Origin of the sequence: Bradyrhizobium sp. DOA1, from assembly GCF_001593325.1 — a bacterium.
GTDB lineage: Bacteria > Pseudomonadota > Alphaproteobacteria > Rhizobiales > Xanthobacteraceae > Bradyrhizobium.
The window spans coordinates 2,112,491-2,134,038 of record NZ_JXJM01000001.1 but is presented as its reverse complement, the minus strand read 5'-3'; the positions used below and the strand labels follow the sequence as shown (position 1 = coordinate 2,134,038).

22 protein-coding genes are annotated in these 21,548 nt (G+C 64.9%); 14 read left to right on the top strand and 8 right to left on the bottom strand.

Going from position 1 to position 21,548, the window contains the following annotated elements; translation table 11 throughout:
• Positions 1-4: 4 nt before the first annotated feature.
• The 4 genes from livM (at position 5) to SE91_RS09965 (ending at position 4,187) form a co-directional block, all read left to right on the top strand.
• Positions 5-1,324: a high-affinity branched-chain amino acid ABC transporter permease LivM gene (livM, locus tag SE91_RS09980; protein ID WP_061847489.1), complete on the top strand. Its 1,320-nt coding sequence runs from the start codon at positions 5-7 to the stop codon at positions 1,322-1,324.
• Positions 1,321-2,166, top strand: a complete 846-nt coding sequence (locus SE91_RS09975; protein ID WP_061847488.1) for an ABC transporter ATP-binding protein — start codon at positions 1,321-1,323, stop codon at positions 2,164-2,166. Before livM ends, SE91_RS09975 begins: the two co-directional genes overlap by 4 nt.
• Positions 2,163-2,897 carry an ABC transporter ATP-binding protein gene (locus SE91_RS09970; protein WP_060736492.1) on the top strand — a complete coding sequence of 245 codons (735 nt, stop codon included), beginning with the start codon at positions 2,163-2,165 and terminating at the stop codon, positions 2,895-2,897. Before SE91_RS09975 ends, SE91_RS09970 begins: the two co-directional genes overlap by 4 nt.
• 171 nt (positions 2,898-3,068) lie before the next feature.
• Complete coding sequence (locus tag SE91_RS09965) at positions 3,069-4,187, top strand: branched-chain amino acid ABC transporter substrate-binding protein (protein WP_008564711.1); 1,119 nt, start codon at positions 3,069-3,071, stop codon at positions 4,185-4,187.
• Between the two features lie 76 nt (positions 4,188-4,263).
• Here SE91_RS09965 and SE91_RS09960 read toward each other — a convergent pair whose 3' ends face one another.
• Positions 4,264-4,650: a response regulator gene (locus SE91_RS09960; protein WP_008564714.1), complete on the bottom strand. Its 387-nt coding sequence runs from the start codon at positions 4,648-4,650 to the stop codon at positions 4,264-4,266.
• A 237-nt stretch (positions 4,651-4,887) separates the two neighbouring features.
• On the opposite strand from SE91_RS09960, the gene SE91_RS09955 reads away from it, so the two are divergent.
• From SE91_RS09955 to SE91_RS09945, 3 genes are read left to right on the top strand one after another with little or no spacing between them, the layout of a single operon-like run.
• Complete coding sequence (locus tag SE91_RS09955; RefSeq protein ID WP_061847487.1) at positions 4,888-7,734, top strand: PAS domain S-box protein; 2,847 nt, start codon at positions 4,888-4,890, stop codon at positions 7,732-7,734.
• 57 nt (positions 7,735-7,791) lie between these two features.
• Entirely contained in the window at positions 7,792-8,802 is a 1,011-nt protein-coding gene (locus SE91_RS09950) for a P1 family peptidase (RefSeq protein WP_061847486.1), read from the top strand.
• A 36-nt stretch (positions 8,803-8,838) separates the two neighbouring features.
• On the top strand, positions 8,839-9,051 hold the full coding sequence (locus tag SE91_RS09945) for a KTSC domain-containing protein (protein WP_061847485.1): 213 nt from the start codon (positions 8,839-8,841) through the stop codon (positions 9,049-9,051).
• A 13-nt stretch (positions 9,052-9,064) separates the two neighbouring features.
• Here SE91_RS09945 and SE91_RS09940 read toward each other — a convergent pair whose 3' ends face one another.
• On the bottom strand, positions 9,065-9,856 hold the full coding sequence (locus SE91_RS09940) for an EF-hand domain-containing protein (RefSeq protein WP_061847484.1): 792 nt from the start codon (positions 9,854-9,856) through the stop codon (positions 9,065-9,067).
• A gap of 252 nt (positions 9,857-10,108) precedes the next feature.
• Between SE91_RS09940 and rpe the strand changes: the two genes are divergently transcribed.
• From rpe to SE91_RS09925, 3 genes are all read left to right on the top strand, one after another.
• Positions 10,109-10,810: a ribulose-phosphate 3-epimerase gene (gene rpe, locus SE91_RS09935; RefSeq protein WP_060736493.1), complete on the top strand. Its 702-nt coding sequence runs from the start codon at positions 10,109-10,111 to the stop codon at positions 10,808-10,810.
• Positions 10,811-10,853: 43 nt separating this feature from the next.
• A complete protein-coding gene (locus SE91_RS09930) occupies positions 10,854-11,450 on the top strand; it encodes a hypothetical protein (RefSeq protein ID WP_245318419.1) in 597 nt (198 codons plus the stop codon).
• A 431-nt stretch (positions 11,451-11,881) separates the two neighbouring features.
• On the top strand, positions 11,882-12,073 hold the full coding sequence (locus SE91_RS09925; RefSeq protein ID WP_060736495.1) for a hypothetical protein: 192 nt from the start codon (positions 11,882-11,884) through the stop codon (positions 12,071-12,073).
• Between the two features lie 6 nt (positions 12,074-12,079).
• On the opposite strand, the gene SE91_RS09920 is transcribed toward SE91_RS09925, so the two are convergent.
• The 5 genes from SE91_RS09920 to SE91_RS09900 form a co-directional block, all read right to left on the bottom strand.
• Entirely contained in the window at positions 12,080-13,519 is a 1,440-nt protein-coding gene (locus tag SE91_RS09920) for a serine/threonine protein kinase (RefSeq protein ID WP_061847482.1), read from the bottom strand.
• Between the two features lie 5 nt (positions 13,520-13,524).
• A complete protein-coding gene (locus SE91_RS09915; protein ID WP_061847480.1) occupies positions 13,525-14,265 on the bottom strand; it encodes a metallophosphoesterase family protein in 741 nt (246 codons plus the stop codon).
• Between the two features lie 66 nt (positions 14,266-14,331).
• Entirely contained in the window at positions 14,332-14,937 is a 606-nt protein-coding gene (locus tag SE91_RS09910) for a hypothetical protein (RefSeq protein WP_060736498.1), read from the bottom strand.
• Positions 14,930-15,616: a DUF2135 domain-containing protein gene (locus tag SE91_RS09905; RefSeq protein WP_008564749.1), complete on the bottom strand. Its 687-nt coding sequence runs from the start codon at positions 15,614-15,616 to the stop codon at positions 14,930-14,932. The genes SE91_RS09910 and SE91_RS09905 overlap by 8 nt, the downstream gene beginning before the upstream one ends.
• Positions 15,613-16,383 carry a MotA/TolQ/ExbB proton channel family protein gene (locus SE91_RS09900; RefSeq protein WP_060736499.1) on the bottom strand — a complete coding sequence of 257 codons (771 nt, stop codon included), beginning with the start codon at positions 16,381-16,383 and terminating at the stop codon, positions 15,613-15,615. Before SE91_RS09900 ends, SE91_RS09905 begins: the two co-directional genes overlap by 4 nt.
• Before the next feature lie 199 nt (positions 16,384-16,582).
• On the opposite strand from SE91_RS09900, the gene SE91_RS09895 reads away from it, so the two are divergent.
• The 3 genes from SE91_RS09895 (at position 16,583) to SE91_RS09885 (ending at position 19,028) form a co-directional block, all read left to right on the top strand.
• Positions 16,583-17,950 carry a sensor histidine kinase gene (locus SE91_RS09895; RefSeq protein WP_061847478.1) on the top strand — a complete coding sequence of 456 codons (1,368 nt, stop codon included), beginning with the start codon at positions 16,583-16,585 and terminating at the stop codon, positions 17,948-17,950.
• Positions 17,951-17,957: 7 nt separating this feature from the next.
• Complete coding sequence (locus SE91_RS09890; protein ID WP_061847476.1) at positions 17,958-18,611, top strand: response regulator; 654 nt, start codon at positions 17,958-17,960, stop codon at positions 18,609-18,611.
• Between the two features lie 111 nt (positions 18,612-18,722).
• Positions 18,723-19,028 carry a hypothetical protein gene (locus tag SE91_RS09885; protein ID WP_060736501.1) on the top strand — a complete coding sequence of 102 codons (306 nt, stop codon included), beginning with the start codon at positions 18,723-18,725 and terminating at the stop codon, positions 19,026-19,028.
• A gap of 18 nt (positions 19,029-19,046) precedes the next feature.
• On the opposite strand, the gene SE91_RS09880 is transcribed toward SE91_RS09885, so the two are convergent.
• Complete coding sequence (locus SE91_RS09880) at positions 19,047-19,634, bottom strand: TetR/AcrR family transcriptional regulator (protein WP_061847474.1); 588 nt, start codon at positions 19,632-19,634, stop codon at positions 19,047-19,049.
• A gap of 568 nt (positions 19,635-20,202) precedes the next feature.
• Between SE91_RS09880 and purB the strand changes: the two genes are divergently transcribed.
• Positions 20,203-21,510 carry an adenylosuccinate lyase gene (gene purB / locus SE91_RS09875; protein WP_008564771.1) on the top strand — a complete coding sequence of 436 codons (1,308 nt, stop codon included), beginning with the start codon at positions 20,203-20,205 and terminating at the stop codon, positions 21,508-21,510.
• Positions 21,511-21,548 lie beyond the last annotated feature (38 nt).

The window sequence follows — 21,548 nt, the reverse complement described above, 5'->3', positions numbered from 1 at the left end:
CCGCGTGACAGCTTCCTCGACCAAGACGGTCAAATCCACAACGGGCATCGCCTCCCTCCTGAAGACGGCCGTCATCAACGCGCTGATCGCGCTGGTGCTGTTCTCGCTGATGGTCGGCGTTCGCACCGAGGCGGGCTCGTCCGGCCAGCTCACCTATTGGACGCGCTTCGGGGAGCTTGCGTCCCTCGTCGCGATCGTGTTCGGCGGCTCGATCGTGATCGAGCTGCTCAGACAATGGATCGGCCCGACCGGCACCGAGAGACTGGTGCCACCGGCGGTGCAGAGCGGCGTCTCCTTCATCGGCCGCTACCTCGCGCCGGCGCTGCTGATCTTCACCCTGCTGGTGCCTGTGATCTTCTATAACCAGCGCTACATCCTCGACCTCGCGATCCTCGTGCTCACCTACGTCATGCTGGGCTGGGGATTGAACGTCGTGGTCGGCCTCGCCGGCCTGCTCGACCTCGGCTATGTCGCGTTCTACGCCGTCGGCGCCTATTCCTACGGGCTGCTCGCCACCAATTTCGGCTGGTCGTTCTGGATTTGCCTGCCGCTTGCCGGCATCCTCGCTGCGTTCTGGGGCGTGCTGCTCGGCTTTCCCGTGCTGCGCCTGCGCGGCGATTACCTTGCCATCGTGACGCTGGCCTTCGGCGAGATCATCCGCCTCGTCATCATCAACTGGCAGGAGCTCACGGGCGGGCCCAACGGCGTCAGCGGCATTCCGCGCCCGTCCTTCTTCGGCATCCCGCTCGACAGGAGCGATGAGGGGCTCGCCTTCAGGCTCGGCATCGAGTATTCGGCGACCCACCGCATCATCTTCCTGTTCTACCTGATCCTGGCGCTCGCGCTGCTCACCAACTGGGTGACGATCCGTCTGCGCCGCCTGCCGATCGGCCGGGCCTGGGAAGCCCTGCGCGAGGACGAGGTGGCCTGCCGGGCGCTCGGCATCAACACCACGACCACCAAGCTCACGGCGTTCGCGACGGGCGCCATGTTCGGCGGCTTCGCCGGCGCGTTCTTTGCGACGCGCCAGGGCTTCATCAGCCCGGAATCGTTCACCTTCCAGGAATCGGCCCTGGTCCTCGCCATCGTCGTGCTCGGCGGCATGGGCTCGCAGCTCGGCGTCGCGCTCGCGGCTCTCGCCCTGATCGGCGGCTTCGAGCTGTTCCGCGGTCTCGAGAACTACCGCATGCTGGTGTTCGGCATGTCGATGGTCCTGATCATGATCTGGCGACCGCGCGGCCTGATCGGCCATCGCGCCCCGACTGTGTACCTGACCAAGGCAAAGGCGATCTCCTCCGACCTCGTCAAGGAAGGGCACGGATGAGCGGCGGCAAGGCGAACGACAAGATTCTTGGCGTCGACCGGCTCACCATGCGCTTCGGCGGCATCGTCGCCGTGCAGGACCTGTCCTTCGCAGCCGAGCGCAAGAAGATCACCGCGCTGATCGGGCCGAACGGCGCCGGCAAGACCACGGTCTTCAACTGCATCACCGGCTTCTACAAGCCGAGCGGCGGCAGCATCAGCCTGACCCACGACGACGGCGGGGTGATCGCGCTGGATCGGCTCAACGACTTTCGCATTGCGAAGCAGGCCAAGGTCGCGCGCACGTTCCAGAACATCCGTTTGTTTCCCGGCATGACCGCCCTGGAAAACCTAATGGTGGCGCAGCACAACGTACTTATGCGCGCTTCGGGCTTCACCCTCCTCGGCCTCCTCGGCGTCCCAGCCTATCGCGACGCCGAAAAGCGCGCCATCGATCTCGCCACCGACTGGCTCAAGCGGGTCAATCTGCTCGAGCGCGCCGACGAAGCCGCCGGCAATTTCGCCTATGGCGACCAGCGCCGGCTCGAAATCGCACGCGCCATGTGCACCGAGCCCGCGCTGCTGTGCCTGGACGAGCCTGCCGCCGGTCTCAATGCCCGCGAGAGCGCGGCCCTGAGCGAGCTGTTGCTGTCGATCCGCGACGAGCTCGGCACCTCGATCCTGCTGATCGAGCACGACATGTCCGTGGTCATGGAGATTTCCGACCACATCGTGGTGATGGACCACGGCGTCAAGATCGCGGAAGGCACGCCGCGCGAGGTCCGCGACGATCCCAAGGTGATCGCCGCCTATCTCGGCGCCGACGAGGACGAGGCCGTGGCCGTGATGGAGAGCGGGTCGTGACGTCGCCCCTGCTCGCGATCCGCGGTCTTCGCGCCGCCTACGGCAAGATCGAGGCGCTGAAAGGCGTCGACGTCGAGATCAACGCTGGCGAGATCGTCGCGCTGATCGGCGCCAATGGCGCCGGCAAATCGACCCTGATGATGACGATTTTCGGCAAGCCGCGCGCCCGCGCCGGCCACATCGTTTACGAAGGCCGCGACATCACCGACGTCCCCACCCACGAGATCGCGCATTTGCGCATTGCGCAATCGCCGGAAGGCCGCCGCATCTTCCCGCGCATGAGCGTGGCGGAAAACCTTCAGATGGGGGCGGACGCCACCGGATGCACGGAGGCCGAACGCGAGGCGACGCTGCAGCGCGTGTTCACGCTGTTTCCGCGGCTGAAGGAACGCTACGCCCAGCGCGGCGGGACCCTGTCCGGCGGCGAGCAGCAGATGCTGGCGATCGGTCGCGCGCTGATGAGCCGTCCCCGGCTGCTGTTGCTCGACGAACCCTCCCTCGGCCTCGCGCCGTTGATCGCGCGCCAGATTTTCGATGCGATCCGCACCTTGAACCGGCAGGACGGCCTGACCGTCCTGATCGTGGAGCAGAACGCCAACCACGCACTCAAGCTCGCCCATCGCGGTTATGTCATGGTCAATGGCCTGATCACGCTGGCCGGGACCGGGGCGGAGTTGTTGCAGCGCCCAGAGATTCGCGCCGCCTACCTAGAAGGCGGCCGGCACGGCTGAGGCCCGCCAAAGGCCACCAAGTCGAATGACGTGCGGCCGAATGCGGCGAGATATCTCCGCCGCTGCCCGTATTTTGCCGGTGACTTCTCGGCGATTTCATTCAAGAATGGCGCCGGTTTGGACCGGGCGTGCCCCGGCAACTTCCACAGGCGACCACCCGCGAGGTATCTCATGAAATCACTGAAGCTCATCGGTCTGGCATTCGGCGCATCGCTCGCGCTGTCGAGCGCGGCATTCGCGCAGGATGTCACCGTCGCAGTCGCAGGCCCGATGACCGGCGGCGAGTCCGCCTTCGGCCGCCAGATGAAGAACGGCGCCGAGATGGCCGTGACCGACATCAACGCCGCCGGCGGTGTCAACGGCAAGAAGCTGGCGCTCTCCGTCGAGGACGACGCCTGCGATCCGAAGCAGGCGCGTTCGATCGCCGAGAAGATCGCCGGCGCGAAAATCCCGTTCGTGGCCGGGCACTATTGCTCGTCGTCGTCGATCCCCGCCTCCGAAGCCTATGCCGACGGCAACGTGCTCCAGATCACGCCGGCCTCGACCAATCCGCTGTTCACCGAGCGCAAGCTCTGGAACGTGGCCCGCGTCTGCGGCCGTGACGACCAACAGGGCCTGATCGCGGCGCAGTACATTGCCAAGAATTACAAGGGCAAGAACATCGCGATCCTCAACGACAAGACCACCTACGGCAAGGGTCTTGCCGACGAGACCAAGAAGGCACTCAACAAGGCCGGCATCACCGAGAAGATGTATGAGTCCTACAACAAGGGCGACAAGGACTTCAACGCGATCGTCTCGCGCCTGAAGCGTGACAACATCGATCTCGTCTATGTCGGCGGCTATCATCAGGAAAGCGGCCTGATCCTGCGTCAGATGCGCGACCAGGGCCTCAAGACCGTGCTGATGGCCGGCGACGCGCTCGCCGACAAGGAGTACGCCTCCATCACCGGTCCGGCGGGCGAAGGCACGCTGTTTACCTTCGGTCCCGATCCGCGCAACAAGCCGACGGCGAAGAAGATCGTCGAGGCCTTCAAGGCCAAGGGCATCGATCCCGAGGGCTACACGCTCTACACCTACGCGGCGATGCAGGTCTGGTCGCAGGCCGCGAAGAAGGCCGGCACCACCGACGCCAAGAAGGTCATGGAGGCGGTGAAGGCCGGCAAGTGGGACACCGTGATCGGCCCGATCGAGTATGACGCCAAGGGCGACATCAAGCAGATCGACTACGTCGTCTATAAGTGGGACGCGAAGGGCGGTTACGCCGAGATCAGCGGCAACGGCACCTAGCCGTTGGCCTTGACCTCCATCTCTCAATCATCATCACGCCCCGGCTTGCCCCGGGGCGTTTTGTCTTGCGACAGGATCAGACGGTTTCGGGCAGCTCGCCGCCCGCCGCGGCCTGGGCCTTCCGCAGGGCTTGCAAGAGATCGTTCGGCCGAAACGGCTTTTGCAAACAGGCCACATTGGCGAGGTGTGGCGATTGCTCCATGAAATCGAGCGCCGTCATCCCGGAGACCGCGATGACGGGAAGCGCCGGCGCCCGTTCGCGCAGACCCGCGATGACATCGACGCCGCTGGTGTCGCCGAGGAAGATGTCGACGATCGCCGCGTCAAAGGAACCTTCCGCAAAGGCTTTCAGCCCGGCTGCACCACTCTCGGCCTCCACGGCTTCGAACCGATTGACCCGGAGCACCATGGCGATCATCGCGCGGACGTCCGTCTGGTCGTCGATGATGAGAACGCGAGGCATTGGGAACAACTCCCGGTATCCAGATCCGAATCCTCCGACGCAAGCCTGGAACTCGAAACGGCGGAGGGGCATTATGACACCACCCCGTAAAGCCCTCCTTACCCGATCCCTATTCCGTGCTCCTACCGAGATTAAGTAAGCTGTAACCGTTGGTTGAGTCGTAACCGGTTCCGTTCACAAACTGCGCCTAGAACCCGCTACCATAAGCCCACAACTAGCGGAACGAGACGAGCTGAGATGCTCAAGAGCCTGTCCAAAAGCTTGCCAAAAATCCCGCCCAAGATCGACCTGCAAGAGGTGGACGTGCCGGCGACGATCGATCGAAGCACATTTCTTTCGACCCTGCCGGCCACCTCGACCGACCGTGCCGCGGCCCTGACGATCGTCGGCATCTCGTCGATTCTGTTCGCGATGGCCGCACCCTTCGCCGGTATCCCACTACTGCCAGTTCCCGCCTTCGTCGCGAGCTATCAATCGGCCCTTGCCGTGAGCGACATCGTCACGGCAGTGCTGCTGTTGTCGCAATTTGCGGTCTTGCGGACCCGCGCGCTGCTGTGGCTCGCGACCGGCTATCTTTTCACCGCTGCGGCCGCCGTGCTCCACGCCCTCACCTTCCCCGGTCTGTTCACACCGACCGGCCTGTTTGGCGCGGGCCGCCAGACGACGGTCTGGCTCTACATGATCTGGCACGCGGGCTTTCCGCTGTGCGTGGTGGGTTATGCCTGGCTGAAGGAGAAGGATGGGGGCGCCCGCGTTCGGATGACCGCCAACAGCGCGATCTATGCCAGCGTGCTCGGCGTCGTCGCCGCGATTGCGGTGTTCGGCTGGATGGTCACTGCAGGGCACGATCTGCTTCCGGTCCTGCTGCGCGACGGCCACTACACCCCGACCATGATCGGCGTCGTGTCCTTCGTGTGGTCGCTGAGCTTTGCTGCGCTCGTCTCACTCTGGTTCCGCAAGCCGCATTCGGTGATCGACATCTGGCTCATGGTGGTCATGTGCGCCTGGCTGTTCGACATCGCGCTGTCGGCGATCATCAACGTCGCACGCTTCGACCTCGGTTTCTATGCCGGCCGGCTTTACGGCCTCGCCGCGGCGACCTTCGTGCTTGCGGTGCTTCTCATCGAGAATGTCCGCCTTCAGGCGCACACGGTGGGCCTTGTCGGCCGGCTCCGGCAGCAATCGGCTTCGGAACGCGACTATTTCGGCAAGCGCCTCGCGCTGTACGGGGCGGTAGTCGAATCCTCCAATGATGCCATCATCACGAAGACGCTCGACGGTATCATCACCGGCTGGAACAAGGCCGCCGAGCAGTTGTTCGGCTATTCCGCCGCTGAAGCCGTCGGCCAGCCGATCGATATTATCGTGCCGCCGGACCGCAAGGGCGAAGTCAGGAGCATCCTCAACCGGATCGCCAGCAACGAGTCGATCGCCCAGCACGAAACGATCCGCATTCGAAAAGACGGACGTCCGCTCGACGTGGTGCTGAATATTTCCCCCCTGCGCACGGATCAGGGCGAGGTCATCGGCGCCTCCAAGATCGCCCATGACATCACCGAGGAAAAGCAGGCGCGCGAGAAGCTGCGCCGCGAGACCGAAGAACGCCAACGCATCTTCGAGACGTCGCAAGATCTGATCCTGGTCACCGATGGCTACGGCAATTTTATCCAGGTCAGCCCGAGCGTGGAGAACATCCTTGGTTACAGTCCCGAGGACATGGTCGGGCACAGCGCGACCGAGTTCATTCATCCCGACGACCTCGAGAAGACGCGGAGCGAGATGCGGGCTGCCCGCCGCGGCGCGGTCAAGCGCAGTTTCGAGGCGCGCTACTACCACTACGACGGTCACGAGGTTACTCTGAACTGGATGGGCACCTGGTCGGAGCCGGTGAAGCGCCATTTCTTCATCGGACGCGACCTCACCGACAAGCAGGCTGCCGAGGCGCAGCTCCGGCAGGTCCAGAAGATGGATTCGATCGGCCAATTGACCGGAGGCGTCGCCCACGACTTCAACAACGTGCTGACCGTGATCACGGGCACGATCGGCATTCTCAGCGACGCCGTCGCCGACCGGCCAGAGCTTGCCGCCATCACCAAGCTGATTGACGATGCCGCCGAGCGCGGCGCGCAGCTGACTAAGCACCTGCTCGCCTTTGCGCGCAAGCAGCCGCTCCAGCCGCGCGAGATCGACGTCAACGCGCTGGCGCTCGAAGCCGCCAAGCTGCTGCATCCGACGCTGGGCGAGCAGATCACGATCATGCCTCAGCTCACCGAGGACGCTTGGCCGACGCTGGTCGATCCGGGCCAGCTCTCTACTGCAATCCTCAATCTCGCGCTGAATGCGCGCGATGCCATGCCCGACGGCGGCACCCTGGTGCTGGAGACCCGCAACATCTTCCTCGACGACGGCTACGCCAGCATGAATCCCGACATGGTCGCGGGCAACTACGTGATGATCGCGGTCAGCGACACCGGCAGCGGAATCCCGCCGGACCTGATCGATCGGGTCTTCGATCCGTTCTTCACCACCAAGGAGGTCGGTAAGGGCACTGGCCTCGGCTTGAGCATGGTGTTCGGCTTCGTCAAGCAGTCGGGTGGCCACGTCAAGATCTACAGCGAGGTCGGCCACGGCACGAGCGTGAAGATCTACCTGCCGCGCTCGACCGGGGTGCTGGAGACCGAGTACGAGGCGCTCCAGAATGCGCCCATCACCGGCGGCAACGAGAAGATTCTGATCGTCGAGGATGACGCTTTGGTGCGGCAATATGTTGTGACTCAGGTCAAGAGTCTCGGCTATACCGCGCTCGAGGCCGCCAACGGCGCGGAGGCCCTCACCATCCTCGACAGTGACAAGACCATCGACCTGCTCTTCACCGACATCATCATGCCGGGCAACATGAACGGCCGGCAGCTTGCCGACGAAGCGGCCCGGCGCCGCCCCGACCTCAAGACGTTGTTCACCTCGGGCTACACCGAGAATGCCATCGTCCATCACGGCCGGCTCGATTCCGGCGTGTTGCTGCTGGCCAAGCCCTATCGCAAATCCGAGCTCGCCAAGATGCTCAGGACGGCGCTCGCCAGTTGAGCCTGCGGCACCTCTGCGCTATCGCACAGGTGAACTCTTTCAGATCGCGAGGCCGGCTTGAAGAATCTCCTCACCGACATCGCCGGCGTCCGTGTCGGCCATGCCGAAGATGCGAAGGTCGCATCGGGCACGACCGCGATCATCTTCGACGCCCCTGCGGTCGCCGCGATCGACGTGCGCGGCGGAGGCCCCGGCACGCGCGAAGACGCACTGCTCGATCTCGCCAACACCGTCGAGCGCGTCGACGCGATCGCGCTGTCGGGCGGCTCTGCCTTCGGCCTCGATACCGGCGGCGGCGTGCAGGCCTGGCTCGCCGAGCAGGGCCGCGGCCATCGGGTGCGCGAAGCCCTGATTCCGATCGTGCCGGGCGCGATTCTGTTCGACCTCCTCAACGGCGGCGACAAGGCCTGGGGACGCTTCTCGCCCTATCGCGACCTCGGCTACGCGGCGGCAGCCGCTGCCAGCACGGACTTTGCGCTCGGCAGTGTCGGCGCCGGCCTAGGGGCCACCACCGCGACGTTCAAGGGCGGGCTCGGCTCGGCCTCGGCTGTGACACCAAGCGGCGTCAAAGTCGCGGCGATCGTCGCCGTCAACGCGGTGGGCAGCGTCACCGTCGGCAACGGACCGTGGTTCTGGGCCGCACCGTTCGAGGTGGACGGCGAATTCGGCGGACGCGGGCTGCCGGACAAGTTCACGGACGACATGCTCCGCATGCGCATCAAGGGCGGTCCCGCGGTGAACGCCCGCGAAAACACCACCATCGGCGCCGTCGTCACCGACGCGGTGCTGACCAAGCCCCAGGCCAAGCGGCTGGCGATGATCGCGCATACCGGCTTCGCCCGCGCGATCTATCCGGTGCATGCGCCGACTGACGGCGACGTGCTGTTCGCCGCCGCGACCTGCGACAAACCGATCGAGCCGCTGGCCGGCCTGACCGAACTCGGCACGGTCGCAGCCAATGTGGTCGCGCGCGCGATCGCCCGCGGCGTTTACGGCGCGACCGCCCTGCCGTTCCCCGGTGCGCAGCCGGCGTGGCAGGACCGGTTCGGATCGCAACGAAACGCCTGACAAGGCGTTATCCCGGCGGGGCCAAGGTGCACCGTCATGCCGTCGTCAGTGATCCGTTTCTTTCGCTATGCGCCCGAGACGCGCGAGCTGAAGGTGACCTTCATCAGCGGGCGCCTGTATGTCTACGAGGACGTGCCGGCCGAGGTCGCGGCCGCGTTCAGGGATGCGTTCGCTAAGGGCTCATTCTTCAACCGCGAAATCCGCGATCGCTATGCCTATCGTGACATCACGCATGAATACACGGGCTAGCCTGGAGTTCCGCTCAAACGCTCATCGACATCGATGAAGCCGCCGATCCCGCCGCGGACTGCGCCTGACGCTGCATCATCTGTCCGAACCAGTCATAAGGCGAATTGCCGCCACCATTAGCATTTGAAGAGCTGGAGGCGCCCGGCACCGTCGTCGACATCTTGAAGCCGTCGGCATAGGTGACGGTGGTGGTGGTCGAGCCGTCCGCATTGGTCGTCGTCGTCGAGGTCGATCCGCCGCTCGCCTTCGAGCCTGATCCGCCGCCCGAGGCGTCACCCGAGCCGTCAGCGCCCTGCGCATGATGGCCATGACGGCCGCCCGTCAGTGCCTTCGTCATTTCGTCGAGGTTGATGCTGTCGTCGGAGTTGGCATCCATCTTCGAGAACACGTCGTCGGCCTGCGCCAGATTGGTGCCGCCGGCACCGAGCGCCTCCTCGAACTCGGACTTGGTGATCTTGCCGTCGCCGTCCGCATCGATTTGCGAGAACAGATCCTTCAGCGCAGCCTCCCGGCCCTTCGACGTCGAGGACGCCGAGCCCGATGAGGTCGAGCTGCTCGCACCGTCGGCCGACTGGCTCTGCGCCGCGAACAGCGCGTTCATCGTCTCCGGCGAGATCTGCGGATACCGGCTCGAATTGACCGACGAGGTCGCGCCGCTGATCGTGCTGCTGCCGCTGTTGATCGCAAACGGATTGGCCGCACCTTGGGACGATCCCGTCTTCTGCGTCGAGGAGGACGATTTCGAGTTCGTCAGCGACTGGATCGCGTCGAGCGCACTCGATACCGCGCCAAGGGCGAACAACATTGCACAACTCCAACTGACGCGGCATGCCGCGGCCAATGTTCCGAAGTTGACGTCAGCAAGCGTCGTGCCAGCGAAAAAAGCTCAATGAAATCCGCCTTCGCTGCACTTGGCACGGCCTGCAAACACCGGCAATTCGTGCCGGTCGCGGCAGAAATTTCCGCCCACAGGAAGCGCCACCCCCTGCATTGCCCGCCGCAGAGGCCCATGTTAGGCGAGGCCATTCCTCTTGCGGCCGCCACCGGACAACGTGCCATGACCCAAGCCTTCGCTCCCCGTCCCCTTGCCATTGCGCCCTCGATCCTGGCGTCGGATTTTTCCAGGCTCGGCGAGGAGGTGCGCGCGGTGGATGCCGCCGGCGCCGACTGGATTCATCTCGACGTGATGGACGGGCACTTCGTTCCGAACATCTCCTACGGCCCCGACGTCATCAAGGCGATGCGCCCGCATACGAAGAAGATCTTCGACGCACATCTGATGATCTCGCCCTGCGACCCCTATCTCGAGGCCTTCGCGAAGGCCGGCTGCGACCACATCACCGTGCATGCGGAAGCGGGTCCCCATCTGCACCGTTCGCTCCAGGCCATCCGCGCGCTCGGCAAGAAGGCCGGCGTCTCGCTCAATCCGGCAACGCCGATCAGCACGCTCGAATACGTGCTCGACCTCCTCGACCTCGTGCTGGTGATGTCGGTCAATCCAGGCTTCGGCGGCCAGGCCTTCATCCCCTCTGCGATCGGCAAGATCCGTGACATCCGCGCGATGATTGCCGGACGCCCGATCGACATCGAGGTCGATGGCGGTGTCGGTCCCGACGTTGCCGGCGCGCTCGCGGCGGCCGGCGCCAACGCCTTCGTCGCCGGCACGTCCGTGTTCAGGGGCGGCACGCAGGAGGCCTACAAGACCAACATCGCGGCAATCCGCAACGCTGCCGCAGGCGCGCGCGGCGAAGCGATTTGACCGCCGTTCGCGGTCCGAACCGGCCTTGTAGCCGGTGCGACCAATGGGAATGGACGAGATTCGTGCTACTCCGTTTTCTGCAGGCTTGAGGCGCCTGCGCGCCGAGGCCTTGCAGGACGGCGAGCAGGTGATCTGGGAGGGCCAACCCGACGGCATCGCCCGGATGATCCTGTGGCGATTTCTGTGGTGGCTCGGATTCCCCTGGCTGCTTCTGACCGTCGTCGCCCTGAGGAACGATTGGGTCGACCAAGCGGCCCAACCTCTCGTGATGCTGGGAGTTGCGATGATTGCGGCTCCGCTGGTGATGCTGCTGCAAGACCTGCAGACACTCTATTTGATCACCGATCGCCGCGCGCTGATCCTGAGAACGGCCTGGGGCAGACGGACGGTCAGCCAGACGCCGTTCCAGGCGATGGACGCGGTCCTTGAAATCCTCGACATCGGCGGTGGCGGTGGCCACCTCAATTTCGCGTCAGGACGATCGACGCGTTCGCCCGATACCGACTACTCCGGCCGCTATGGGTTTCGCTGCGTTCGAGACGCCCCGCGCATCCGCGATATCCTCGAAGGCGCACGGGCAGGCAACGTGCGCCGGTCGAATGCGCAGAAAGCTGCGGGCGCTGCAGCGCGCAATCCCTAAGATTGCAACCACTTTCCGTACTCCTCCGGGCTTCCCTGATTCGCGCAAATCACGGCTAGTGATTCTTGCCTGTTTCGCGGGAGCACATCATGACGACGACCCTGGTTTGGACTGGCGTGGCGTTGTGGCTTGGGTTCAGTGCGTTTGTCGTGTTTGGCCCTTCCGCCGGACCGGTGCAGGTCCCGGCACGTTCGGTACGCAGCATCCGTCGCAATCGGATCTGACACCGTGCAATTCGCGCTCGTGAAGCGTCAACCGAAGCGCAGGTGCCGTATCCCGCGGCGTCCGCATCCGGATCTCGACTATTTCTTCGGTCGGCTCGAACGTACCGAAGGGGAGATGCGCGACGATCCGGGAGCTGAACCGGCGGACCTGGACTAACCGATCCGGTCGCGGTGCCGGCAATGAGATTCTGAATTGGATTGAGACTGATGAAGCCGCACTGCCCGAACTGCCTGAAGGAAATGACCAAGGCGTCCGCATCGCGTAACCTGTTCAATTGCGAGCCCTGCCGCGAGATCATCCAGTATTTCGGCGGCAGCGCCGATCACGGTGAGCCCGGCCCGCAATTCTCCTGGCCCATCCGCCGCAAGCGTACCGGCCACGCCGCCCACGCGGCGTGATTTTTCCTAGCCCCAAACCACGCCGGAGCCTGCCCTCGCCGCATCCACCGCCATCCGCGGCGGGCGCACGACGGTGACCGTGCAGGTCGCCTCTGCAGCCACCTTGGCCGAGACGCTGCCGAGCCAAGTACGCCTGAACGAACTTTGCCGCGCCCCGACGATAAGATGGTCGATGGAGTTCATCTCGGCGAATTCCAGTAGCGCCGTGGCGGGATCGACGGCCTCCAGCACATGAACCGATAGCCGGCTCTCATCCAGCTTGAGCGGCGTCGCCCAATGCCGCAGCGCGACCAGGCGATCGACATGCTTGTTGGAGCCCTGCTCGTCGAGCGTCCGGTCGATCGCGATACGGTTGAGCTTGAGCACGTTGAGGCAGGCGAGCCGCGCCGAGGGCAGCGTCGCGAGAATGCGCTCGGTGGTCACGCGTAGCGCCTCGTTCAGCTCCGGTGCGCCCTCCATCGTGTCGAGCGCAACCGCAAGAATGGGGCTCGAGGCGATCTGCGCCGCGACGTCCGATTTCGCGCGCGGTGCCATCACGCCCTGGTTGAAGCGACGTCGCCACGCGACGCGGAGGGAATCGCGCTTCAGCCGCTCGGCGCGCGCGGTGAGCTTGACCTGATCCGGGTGGGTCAGATCGAAGGCCAGCTGTGCAGCGGTCGGGTAACGCCAGACCGGCTCGATCTCCAGGCAGCGCAGCATCACCTCTTGAAGCCAGGGCGGATAATCGGCACGCAAGGCCCGCGGCGGATAGGGATCGCGCCACAGTCGGCGCCGCATCGCGCGCAACGTCTCGCCCTCGCCAAAGGGACGCTCGCCCGTGGTGAAAAAATATAGAAGCACACCGAGCGAGAACAGGTCGCTGCGCGGATCGTCCCGCACGCCCAGCAGACGCTCCGGCGCCATGTAGGGCGCGGTGCCGTAAGGCAGGCGAAACTCCTCCTGCAACAGATCAGGCAGATGATCGTGGTGCGACAGGCCATAGTCGATCAGCACCGCCTCGCCACTCTCGCGGAACATGATGCTGCTCGGCTTGATATCGTGATGGATCACGTTCTGCCGATGCAGGTCGGCGAGCGCGGTCGCGATCTTCGCCACGAGCTGCCGCGCCTCGTCGTAAGGCAGCGGCAGGTCCGGCAGTCGCTTGTACAGCGTGGTGCCGACGATGCGCTCGATCACCACATAGGCCTGGCGGGCGAAATCGCCGGTGCCGAAACAGGACGGCACGTGCGGCCCCGCGAGCCGCGGCAGGATCATCATCTCCATCTCGAAGGAGACGATCGCGGCGGGGTCCTCGCCTTCGGACACTCGCGGGATCTTCATTAGCAGCGGGACGTCGATGCCGGGATGGGTGACGGTCCACAGCGTGGCCATGCCGCCGGCATGGACGCATTCGCCGATGGTGTAGCCGTCGATCTCCGCGCCTGATTTGACCAAAGGTTTGGGCATCGTCGTCAGCGCCCCTGCGACAGGCGGTCAGCCAGCCAGTGCGGCAGGCCGTTGTCACGGATCCGGCCTGCCGCGGTGGCCACGTCGTAAGGGGCGCGGCAATAGGTGATCTGGCAGGAGACCGTGTCGTACAGCACGAAGGACGCCGACGGATCGCCGTCGCGGGGCTGGCCGACCGAACCGACCACCGCCAGCCATTGCCGGCCGCGCAGGAGTTGCACGGAGACATCGGTCTTCGGCACAAAGCTCGTCATCTTCGCCGTCACCGACATCGAATAGAGCGCCGGCCGGTGGATGTGGCCGCAGAAGGTGACATGGGCCTGCGTCGCGATCAGGCTTTTGGCGGCATCGGTGGTCGAGCGGACATAGTGCCAGCGCTGCGGGTTGGAAGCTTCCGAATGCACGAAGAGAAGACCATCCCCTTCAACCAGCATCGGCAGTTCGGGCAGGAACCGTCGCTGCGCGGTGTCGAGACGGCCGCGCGTCCATTCGATCGCGACCTGCGCCTCCGCGTTCATGGTCTCGGCCGAGGAATTCACGGCCTGGTCGTGATTGCCGCGCACGGCCACGGCGCCGTTGGCAACGAGCTCCATCGCGGTGTCCACGACCCATTCCGGATCGGCGCCATAGCCGACGAAGTCACCAAGCAGGATGAAGCGCTCCGCGCCCTTCGCGCGGGCCAGCTTCAGGCACGCCTCGAACGCCTGCCGGTTGCCGTGGATATCCGAGAAGACAGCTAGCAGCACGCACCCTCCACCCTCAAAACCTTATCGGAACGCGATAAGGCCAAATTGAGAGACGTCAAGGAGGACCTATTGCTCGTCCTTGGGCGGCATCCGTGGGGGCGGCAACGGGGTGAACACGGCGCCTTCCGCGCCGGCCGGTGGAGCGGTGAATTCGCCGGTCGAGGAATCGCCGCCGGTGGTTTCCAGAATGGTCTTCGGCGTCACATATTCCCGGACCAGGTCGATCAGGCTGCCATCGCCGCCACCGAAATCGGCGGCACGGCCGCCTTGCGGATGTCCGGCCGCGATCTCGTTCTGCGCCGCATGGGTCTTGTCGGCCAGCCTGTCGTCGTAGGGCACCCGGAACGCTCGGGGAATGCCGCTCGGGCGATTGTCCTCGTCGAGCGCCTCGACCCACAGATAGATCGAGCCGGGATCGCCTTGCAGCGAATGCGGCTCGACGATACGGGCCTGAAGCAGCTTGAAAGCGGTCGGCATCCGCTCGGAGCTGGCCCAGCCGAGCAGCCCGCGCATCTCGGTGAAGCTGACCACATAGAAGGCGCTGGTGATGACGACCGCCACAGCCTTCAGCGACCAGTGCAGCCGCCCATAGACGAGCACGACCAGCAGCAGCGCGCCAATCACGGCATAGGCGACCGACAAGGTGAGGATGACCGTTTGAAGGCTAGTCACGTCGGATCCTTGCAGTGTTCTTGCTCACGCCGGTTCTCGGGTCGAGATCGCCGCCGTTGCGCCAGCTGCTGCGGAACGTCTCCAGCAGCGATTTCGGCCGCTGGTCCACATTGACGACCTTGCCTTCGTCATCGATCCGGAACCGCACCGCGGTCTTCTCGTCGCCTGTGTGATCGAGCGTGAACTTGTTGTCGAAGACCACCTGCGCGGTCGGATTGAGCTTCTGCACCTTCACACTGGCTGTGACGGGTGAGCCTGTCGTCGCCACGAAATGCGAGACATTGACGGTGTATTCGCCGGCGAGGATGCCGCGCACGGTGACGATCTCCTCGCGAATGGGCGAGGCGATCTTCTTGCCGGCGACGATGATGAAGTCGTTGGCCCCGCCGCGGTCGTCGCGATCGAGCGTGAGGAAGCCGGCCTCGCGGTGCCGATACCACGCGATGTTGCCTGCGGGGTCCTGCACGAACAGGTCGAGATCGTCAGGGTGGTTGTCCGGCCAATCCAACGTGATGATGAACTCGGCCTTGGAGTCGATCTTGCCCTCCTTGGCATCCGGCGAGACCGCGAGCAGCGCCAGAAAGAACAGGAACGCGATCACCTGGAGCGCCTTGAACAGCATCACGCCCAGCGGATCGAACGGCTCCTCGCGCGGATAGAGACCGAAATCATCCATCATGACGGCGTCCCGGCGCCTTTGCGCTCAAGCACCGGCGTCACATAGGTCTCGGTCAGCACCACCGCATCCGAGAACACCTGCTGCGTCGCGGCGTCCAGCATGTAATACTGGATGCGCACCAGGATCGAGCCGACGAGGCCCGCCAGCGTGGTGTACATGGCAACGGCCATGCCGTCGCTCATCAACCCCATCGAGGACCGCATCGCCACCTTGTCGGCGGCATCCAGGCCCGCGATCGGTGCCAGCATGATGATGAAGCCGATGATGGTGCCGAGCAGGCCGAGCTTCATCAGCGTGTCCGAGACGAAGGCGCCAAACCCGTTGGAGCCGCGCAGGCGGTCGGCCAGCGTCCGCAGCAGCAGCGTCTGGTCGACTGGCCGGTAGTCCTGCGCGGCGGCCTTGGTCACCAGGCTCTCGATGTGATCGCGCACGAGGCCGCGCGGCAGCGCGGTCCCGCTCGCATCGAGGGCTTTGCTGCCGCCGGCGGCCGAAAGCACCGCGCGGCAGCGCCGCGCCGCCGCGCCCTCGCGCGCGATTGCCCGCGTGCGCAGAAAGCAGTGGCCGCAGGTAAGGACATAGAGCACGGCGATAACGGCCGAAATGTAGGTCCGGTCCGAGCTCAGCATCAGATGGATCAAACCGAAGCGCCACAGCAGGACGACGGCAAAAATCGAGAGCCCGGTGAAGATCATCCAGAACAACAGCGCGCTGCGCTCGGACGGGTCGGCAGCCTGCCTCGAGATCGGTCCAATCGTCATCGAACTCATGCTGCATTGCTCCTGGCTTGCGACGATTGGCCTGTAGGGATCATTGGCCGATTAGATCAAAGCTGCCGCGCCCGGTCCAAAGAGCCATGCCCAATTCGGCTTGGGAAATTTGCCCGAGCTGCCATCGTGCCCAACCCCGCAATTGGCAAGGCGCGGCGGCGTTGTTAGGCTGAGCTTATCAAACGTTGGGGGTGATCGCATGCGCCTCGTGCTTCAGCTCGTCGCCCGTCTGCTGCTCATCGTGGTCCTGTGCCTGGGAGCCGCGACGGTTTGGGCCACGATCGACGCCTACCGAAGCGTCGACAGGGCAACCGCGGCCTCCGCGCAGCGGGTCGCGCAGGCGCTACAGGCACTGTACTGGCGCGAGCTCTTGTTGCGGAGCAGCAGAGCCCGCGAGCATCTCTTGCCGGTTCCGGACTGGCGCACGCTGGAGACGATGAAGCTGATCTCGCCCGGCGTCTGCGTCGAGTTCCAGCCCACCGCGGCATTCGAGAAGCCCCTCTGCGGTCAGAGCGAGGGTCTTGGCAAGACGCCACCGCGCTGGTTCGCATCGATCGTGCCGACTTTCCTCGGCAGCCACGCCGAGGCGGTGCGGCCGGTCAGCCCGCGCGCGGCAGCCGCCGGCACGGTGGTTGCGACACCGGACGGCGCAGCGGCAATCGCGCTCGCCTGGGAGTACATCCTCAACGTGATCGACGTCGCGCTGCTGATGGCGGCGGCAATAGCGCTGCTGGCGTCGCTCGCGATCGCGCACACTTTGGCGCCGGCGCGCGCCATCGTCACCGCACTGCAGCGTATGGCGCGCGGCCAGTACCGCACCAAGCTGCCGCGCTTCCGCTCGATGGAGCTTGCCATGATCGGCAACGCCGTCGATGCGCTTGGCGGCCGGCTGGAGGAAGCGACCGAGCAGCGCGCCGCCCTGACGCGGCGCCTGCTCGAGATCCGCGACGACGAGCGCCGCGCGCTCGCCCGCGAGCTGCACGACGAGTTCGGACAGAATCTCTCCGCCATCCTTGCCTTCGCCAACACCATCGAGACCGCGAGCGCGAAGGACAGGGATAGCGGCATCGCACAGGATGCCCGCATGATCTCGCAGGCGACACATCATCTGATGGCCTCGCTGCGCGACGCGCTGAAGCGACTGCGCCACCCCCTGCCCGAGGAGCTCGGGCTCGAGGCGAGCCTCGTCAACCTTGTCGACAGCTGGCGCTCTCAGAGCGCGGCGCGGCCGACGATCCAGCTCGACCTCAGGGGCGATCTCACACACATCAGTGGCCCAGCGGCCACCACCGCCTTTCGCGTGGCGCAGGAGTGCCTGACCAACGCGCTCCGCCACGGCTCGGCCCGCGAGATCTCGCTCAGGATCGAACGGCGTGCCGGCGATGATGACGCGCTGCTGATCCGGATCGAGGACGACGGCGGTGGCGATGCGGAGCGCGTCGCGCAATCGGCCGGCTTCGGCCTCACCGGCATCCGCGAGCGTATTGCGGCCGCGGGCGGATCGCTGTCGATCCTGCCCGCGAACCGCGGCCTCAGCGTCGCCGCCACCATCCCGCTCGCCGCATGAGGCCGACGTGAACGATGTCGCGGCAACAGGCATCTCCGTGCTGCTGGTCGACGACCACCCGATCGTGCGGCAGGGCTATCGGCGCGTGCTGGAGAGCCAGGGCGATCTTCGTGTCGTCGCGGAAGCCGACAACGCTGCAGACGCCTACACTGCCTTCAAGGCGCACGACCCCGATGTCGTGGTGCTCGATATCTCGATGCCCGGCGCGAGCGGACTGGAAGCGATCCGCAACATCCGCGCGCGAAGCCAGCGGGCGCGGATTCTCGTCTTCACCATGCATAACGAAGCGGTGCTGGTGAAAGCCGCCTTCGGCGCCGGGGCCTCCGGTTTCGTCACCAAAAGCAGCGAGCCGTCCGCCGTGGTGCGGGCCATTCGCAGCGTCGCGCGCGGCGAGCGCGCCATGAGCGACGATATCGCGCATATTCTGGCCGAGGACAGCCTGTCGCCGACGGGTTCAGTGCTTGATCAGTTGGGCGAACGCGAGATCGAAATCCTACGCCAGTTCGCCGGCGGCGCCACCACCGAGCAGATCGCGGCGCACCTCAATCTCAGTGTGAAAACGGTCCAGAACTACCACTATCTGATCAAGTCGAAGACCGGGGCGCGCACGGACGCCCAACTCGTGCGGCTGGCGGCGACGTGCGGACTCACGAGAATCTAGCAGCAAAGCTGCCGCACTGCGTCGATCCCTGGAGCTTTTCAATCGGCTGAAGGACATTGGAACGGAGTGCATCCGGTTCCGGTTAGTAAGGCAGTCAAGGAGTCACAGGTCATGAGTAAGGGTCATCACAACGCTGTCGACCATCCCCCGATCATCACAGTAGGCGAACTCATCGACGAACTCTGCCGCCTGCCGGATACCGCCGTCGTCCACTTCCGCTGCCCCATGCTCGAACAGGAGCTGACCTTCTATCGCCTCCGCAAGCGGTCAAAGGACGTCGTCGAGATCGCGGTCAATGCCTATCCGGATTGTCCCCCGGTGGTGCCGTCGTCCGAGCCGAACTTTCATGCGCGCAGACGCTCGACGTCCTTGCCATCGGCACACAATGGCGCCGTTCTTCAAAAGGCGCGGAATTGACTGCCAAGCGGTGAAAAACTATCCCGCCTTCAACCCGCGCAGCAGGAGCGCCAGCGTCGCGTCGACGCGCGCAGGGAGATCGGCATCCTTCCATTCGTCGGCATGGGCCGGGTGATGGAAGCGGACAGTCGCATCGAAGATGGCGCGCGCGGTGGCCTTCACGTCATCCACGGCGAACGCACCTTGTTTGTTTCCATCGGTCAGGATCGCCGAGATCTGGTCGGTCAGGGTGTCCTTGTGGCATTTGACGGCAGCGCAGGCCTCGCGCGCCAGCGTCAGGTAAGTCTCGAACATCTCGGGGTCGTCGAGCACGCGTGAGCGCTTGGCGGCGAACAGCGTGCGCAGCCAGCGGTCGAGCCTGGCAGGCGCCGGGCCCTGCTCCTCCGCGATCGCGCGCAACGGCGCGTCGATGCGGTCGAGCCAGCGCTTGGCAACAGCCTCGCGCAGCGAGGCCTTGCTCGGGAAATGGCGGTAGACGCTGCCGTGGCTCACATCGAGCGCACGGGCAACGTCAACCACGGTAGCCTTGGCGAGCCCGAAACGCCTGAGCACGTCCTCGGTGACTTCGAGGATCCGCTCCGGCGTCAAGACAACGGCTTCATTCATGCCAGCACCATGTTCCCGTTCAGGGCTCAGTTACTCCGGCACTAAGGCTGCTTCCGAAGCGCCCTGGCCGGTCGTTTCGGAAAGCCTATGCCCTAATGCGGCAGTTTTGCAGCCTGCGCCGCGATCTGGCGCGCCACCAGCAAATTGAGCCAATGCCCAATCACGCCGGTAAAATTGAGGATTTCGGTCGTCATTGTCTAAGTCTCCATTCGTCCGCGGTCCCCGTTCTTCAATTCGCCCTCCGATCCGCACTTAGTTCGGATGGCGGGCTCCCCGGGGCTTGTCGCGGGACGCCCAATCGGAGCGTCCGGGAACGGATATACACGTCTCGCTGACAGATTTCAATATCTGTCAGTCAATGATCCGTGATTGATAGCTGATTTTTTTTCCAGGGCGGCCCCGTCTCCGGCCCAACCGGTGGATTAGCCACTCTGGACAGCTTTCCATGGGCCGGATCGTTTGTTTCGCTCTCCCCGCTCTGCTAAATCGCGCCGTAAAAAGCATTTTGGCCGAGCCCACGCCCCAAGCGTCCCCTTAGGGCGTCCGCCCACCTCTTTGGAGCCGTCAGATGATCCCCCGCTATACCCGCCCGGAAATGGCCTCGATCTGGGAGCCGCAGACCCGGTTCAAGATCTGGTTTGAGATCGAGGCGCATGCGGCGGATGCCCTGGCCGAGCTTGGCACGATCCCCAAGGAGGCCGCCAAAACGGTCTGGGCCAAGGCCAAGGACGCCGTTTTCGACGTCGCCCGGATCGACGAGATCGAGCGCGAGACCAAGCACGACGTCATCGCCTTCCTCACGCACCTCGCCGAGATCGTCGGTCCCGAGGCGCGCTTCGTCCACCAGGGCATGACCTCCTCCGACGTGCTCGACACCTGTCTCAACGTCCAGCTCACCCGCGCCGCCGACCTCTTGCTCGCCGACCTCGACAAGGTGCTCGCCGCGCTGAAGAAGCGCGCCTTCGAGCACAAGATGACGCCGACCATCGGCCGCAGCCATGGCATCCATGCCGAGCCGGTGACCTTCGGTCTCAAGCTCGCTTATGCCTATGCCGAGTTCACGCGCGCCAAGGAGCGCCTGATCGCAGCGCGCAAAGAAGTCGCGACCTGCGCCATCTCCGGCGCGGTCGGCACGTTCGCGCAGATCGACCCGCGCGTCGAGGAGCATGTCGCCAAGGCCATGGGCCTGGTGCCGGAGCCGATCTCGACGCAGGTGATCCCGCGCGACCGCCACGCTATGTACTTCTCGACCCTCGGCGTGATCGCGTCCTCGATCGAGCGCATCGCGGTGGAGATCCGCCACATGCAACGCACCGAAGTGCTGGAGGCCGAGGAGTTCTTCTCGGAGGGCCAGAAGGGCTCGTCCGCGATGCCGCACAAGCGAAACCCGGTGCTGTCGGAGAATCTCACCGGCCTGTCCCGCATGGTGCGGGCCTATGTGACGCCGGCGCTGGAGAACGTCGTGCTCTGGCACGAGCGCGACATCTCGCACTCCTCGGCCGAACGCATGATGGGTCCCGACGCGACCGTGACGCTCGACTTCGCCTTGGTGCGCCTGGCTGGCCTGATCGACAAGCTCCTGGTGTACCCCGCCAACATGCAGAAGAATCTCGACCGCCTCGGCGGTCTCGTGCATTCGCAGCGCGTGCTACTCGCGCTCACCCAGAAGGGCGCCAGCCGCGAGGATTCCTACAAGCTCGTGCAGCGCAACGCGATGCCGGTGTGGCGCGGCGAAGGCGATTTCCTTCAGCTCTTGAAGAACGACACTGAGGTGAAGAAGTATCTCTCGGACGCCGAGATCGAGGAGCAGTTCGACCTCGGCTATCACCTCAAGCACGTCGATACGATCTTCAAGCGCGTGTTCGGCGAGAGCTGACAACTTCGCGTAGGGCGGATTAGCGCAGCGTAATCCGC